At 73.2% G+C, this 3,827-nt stretch carries 4 protein-coding genes; 1 reads left to right on the top strand and 3 read right to left on the bottom strand.

All coding sequences use genetic code 11. The features are described 5' to 3' along the window. A partial coding sequence (locus JHN45_RS52170; RefSeq protein WP_201056539.1) for a helix-turn-helix transcriptional regulator occupies positions 1-632 on the bottom strand: 632 nt, incomplete at its 3' end. A 149-nt stretch (positions 633-781) separates the two neighbouring features. Between JHN45_RS52170 and JHN45_RS52165 the strand changes: the two genes are divergently transcribed. Beyond that, positions 782-1,543 (top strand): SDR family oxidoreductase, encoded by a 762-nt coding sequence (locus JHN45_RS52165; RefSeq protein WP_201056537.1) that lies wholly within the window; start codon positions 782-784, stop codon positions 1,541-1,543. Between the two features lie 9 nt (positions 1,544-1,552). Here the strand turns inward: JHN45_RS52165 and JHN45_RS52160 are convergent, their stop codons facing one another. Continuing rightward, positions 1,553-1,981, bottom strand: a complete 429-nt coding sequence (locus JHN45_RS52160; protein WP_200712254.1) for a hypothetical protein — start codon at positions 1,979-1,981, stop codon at positions 1,553-1,555. A gap of 19 nt (positions 1,982-2,000) precedes the next feature. After that, positions 2,001-3,593, bottom strand: a complete 1,593-nt coding sequence (locus tag JHN45_RS52155; protein ID WP_201056535.1) for a SulP family inorganic anion transporter — start codon at positions 3,591-3,593, stop codon at positions 2,001-2,003. Positions 3,594-3,827 lie beyond the last annotated feature (234 nt).

The following is a 3,827-nucleotide window of genomic DNA, read 5'->3' as shown; positions in this document are numbered from 1 at the left end:
TCGGCCCACAGGCGGCGGAAGTCCTCGCTGCGAAGGGCGAGTTCACCGACGAGCGCGTTCAGTTCCGGGTCGTCACCCTCGCGGCCGGAGGTCACCCGGAGATTCGCGACGGCCTGTGCGGCGACCGCGGCCCAGTCGGGGTAGAGGTCGCGCGAGGCCGGGTCGAGGAACACATGGCGCGGGATGTTGCGCACGGCGACGGGCATCGCGCTGAAACCGCTGAGCGCGTCGGCGAGGGTGTTCCAGGCGAGCACGTCCATCCGGGGGCCCAGCACGAAGGCCGGCATGCGGTCCATGCCGTCGAGCAGTACCTGAACTCCCGGGCGGACACGGGGAGTCGGCGTCCGGTCCTTCTTCGCGCGCTGGGGGCGGGCCACCGTACGCAGATAGACGTGTTCCGTCTCGTCCAGGCGCAGGACGCGGGCGATCGAGTCGAGCACCGCGTCGGAGACGCTGGTCCCGCGGCCCTGTTCCAGGCGGATGTAGTAGTCGACGCTCACCCCGGCCAGCTGCGCGACCTCCTCGCGGCGCAGTCCGGGGACGCGGCGGCGTCCGTACGAGGCCAGCCCCACCTCCTCGGGCTGGATGCGAGCGCGGCGTGAGCGCAGGAAGTCTCCGATGTCCCCGTCCATGGGTCCGATGGTAGGCCGGTCGCCGATTTCCAACCTGGTACTGGCGGACCCAGGAAAAACGCATCCCTGGGTAGGACCCGCGGGGCGGCGCACGGTGGTGGACGTCGCCGGGGAAGTGCCCCGGCGGACCGTCTTGCGAGGAGCACCTCATGTCGTACGAGAATCTGGCCGGCCGTACCGCCGTCGTCACCGGGGCCGCCAGCGGGATCGGGCAGGCGATCGCCGTCCAACTGGCCGCGAACGGGGCGCGGGTGGCGCTGCTGGCCCGGCGCGGGGAGCGGCTGGACGCCCTTGCCGGGAAGATCCGGGCCGACGGGGGACAGGCCCTCGCCGTCGTCGCCGATGTCACCGACGACGCGTCCGTGGAGGCCGCCGCCGGGCGGGTGCATGAGACGTTCGGGGCCGTCGACCTGGTGGTCAACGCCGCCGGTGTCATGCTGCCGCACGCCGTCGACGACGGGCGGATCGACGAGTGGCGGCGGATGCTCGACACCAACGTGACCGGGGTACTGCGGGTCATCCGCGCCTTCACCGGGGACCTGGTGGCCGCGGCGGGGGAGGGCCGTAGCGCGGACCTGGTCAACATCTCGTCCGTCGGCGCGCACATCACGTTCCCCACCTACGCCGTGTACGGCGCGACCAAGGCCGCCGTCACCTATCTCTCGCAGTCGCTGCGCACCGAGCTCGGGCCCCGCGACGTACGGGTCACCAACATCGAACCGGGCCTGACCGACACCGAGTTGGGGACCCATCTCGGCAGCGAGGAGATGGCCCGTCAACTGGACGAGATGTTCGGGGCGCTGGGCGGACTGTCCGCCGAGGAGGTCGCCGATGTCGTGGCCTACGCGGCGAGCCGGGCCCGGCACGTCAACCTGCGGCAGATCATGGTGCTGCCGACCCGCCAGGCGTGAGGGGGACGCTCAGTCCTCCCACTCGCTGTCCTGCGAGGACCTGGGGCGCCGCCCGCCGAACAGCCCCGGGTTGATGCGGGCGGCCTGGACGGCGTTGACGCCGACGATGCCGACCCAGGCCACCAACAGGCCGGGGAGGTGGGCGATGCCGCCGCCGATCGCGGACAGCGGGATCGCCAGCACCATCGAGACGATGCCGAAGCCGAAGCGCTCGCCCCAGGAGTCGGTCGGCTTCGGGCTCCGCGAGCCGCGGGCCACCACCATCTGCTGCTCGGCCATCTGCCGGCGCACCCGGCGCTCCACCGCGCCGTCGATGCGCTGGTCGACCTTCTCCAGGAACGAGTCGACCAGCGCCGACTCGTACTCGTCGCCCAGCTCCCTGCGCGCCTGCAGGGTGGCGTTGAGTTCCTTCTTGAGTTCGGCGTCGTGCGAGTCCATTCCCGTCATGCGCTTCAGATTAGGGAGCGGTCGCGCCCGCTGCACTGGGGATAGCCCCCCTGTTGGAATTCGGGTTCACCGGGAGCACCCCCAGTGACTCCAGCACCTGGCGGTGACCGTGCTCGACGCCCGTGATCCGGACCTCGATACCCCGGCCGCGCAGCTCGCCCACCGCCTCCTTCAGCGCCAGCGCGCCCGTCGCGTCGACCGCCGTCAGCCCTGACAGTCGTAGGTCCACGGCCGTCACGTCCCGCACCTCCGCCAGGCTGCGGCGGAAGCGGTGGGCGGCGGCGAAGAGGAGGGGGCCGTCGAAGCGGTACGTCACCGTGCCGGAGGCGGGGTCGGGGAGGTCGGCCGGGGTCAGGCGCGTGCCGCGCGTCGCCGCGCGCAGGGCCAGCAGCACCGAGACGCCGAGGCCGATCAGGACCGCGCGCACCAGGTCGAGGGCGAGGGTGCCGGCCGCCGTGAGGACCAGGACCAGGGCGTCGCCGTGCGTCGAGCGGGCCATCGCGCGGACCGCGTCCGTCTCCACCATGCGGATCGCCGTCGCCAGGAGCACTCCGGCCAGTGCGGCGAGCGGGATACGGCCCACCAGCGGGGCCGCGACCGCGACGATCCCGGCGAGGATCACGGCGTGCGCGAGCGCGGCCAGGCGGGAGGTGGCTCCGGTGCGGACGTTGACCGCCGTGCGCGCGATGGCGCCCGTCGCCGGGACGCCGCCGAAGAGCGGGGCCGCGAGGTTGGCGATGCCCTGGCCGAAGAGTTCCTTGCCGGGGTCGTGGCGTTCGCCGGGGCGCATCGCGTCCGCGACGGAGGCGGAGAGGAGGGATTCCAGGGCGGCCAGTGCCGCTACGGCTGCTGCGGGGAGGAGGAGGGTCGGGACCCGGGACACGTCCAGGAACGCGAGGGAGGGCGCGGGGAGCGAGGACGGGAGGCTGCCCAGGCGGGTCACGTGCAGGTGCAGGGCCTCGGCCACGACCGTTGCCACCCCGACTGCCGCCAGGGAGAAGGGAATTGTCGGTTTCCAGCGCGCCCCGGCCAGCATCAGCGCGGCCGAGCCGAGGGCGAGGAGGAGGGCCGCCCAGTGCGGGGTCGCGTCGAACTCCTCGGCCGCGCGCGCCGCCACCACCGCCACCTGGTCACCGGCCGGAGTGGGCACGCCCAGCGCCGACGGCACCTGCTGGAGGCCGATCACACACGCGATGCCGATGGTGAAACCGGCGATCACGGGTGCGGGGACGTACGCCATCGCCGTTCCCGCGCGGGCGAAGGCGAGCACGAGGAGCATGACGCCGGAGATCAGCCCGACCGTGAGGACGCCGTTCGCGCCGTACTCGTGGACGATCGGGACGAGGACCACCGTCATCGCGCCGGTCGGGCCGCTGACCTGGCGCGCGGAGCCGCCGAAGAGCGCGGCGAGCGAGCCCGCGACGATCGCGGTGATCAGACCGGAGGCCGCGCCGAGCCCGGACGTCACCCCGAAACCGAGGGCGAGCGGGAGCGCCACGACGGCGACCGTGAGCCCGCACAGCAGGTCGCGGCGCGGGGCGCGGGTCATCGTACGGAAGTCGGCGGGGGAGGGCAGGACGGAGAGCACGCCGTTCATGGGCATGGGGATGCGCTTCTCTGCAGTGGGGGGAACGTGCCTACGGTGGTGGGGAGTCGGGGTTACGGCAGCAAGGTCACGACGCCCGTGTCGAGGTCGAAGCGCCCCGCCACGACCTGCGCCGGAGCGAAGGCGGGGTCGGCGCGGATCGCGTCCCTGACCCAGGCCGTGTGGGCGGTCATCGTGTGCTCGGCCCAGTCGCCGGGCAGCGCCCGGGTGCGGCGGGCGGCCGGGGCGATC

Origin of the sequence: Streptomyces sp. MBT53 (genome assembly GCF_016654115.1) — a bacterium.
In the GTDB taxonomy this organism is placed as follows: Bacteria; Actinomycetota; Actinomycetes; order Streptomycetales; family Streptomycetaceae; genus Streptomyces.
Note: the sequence above shows the minus strand (reverse complement) of the source record. Positions and strands in the feature narration are given on the sequence as shown.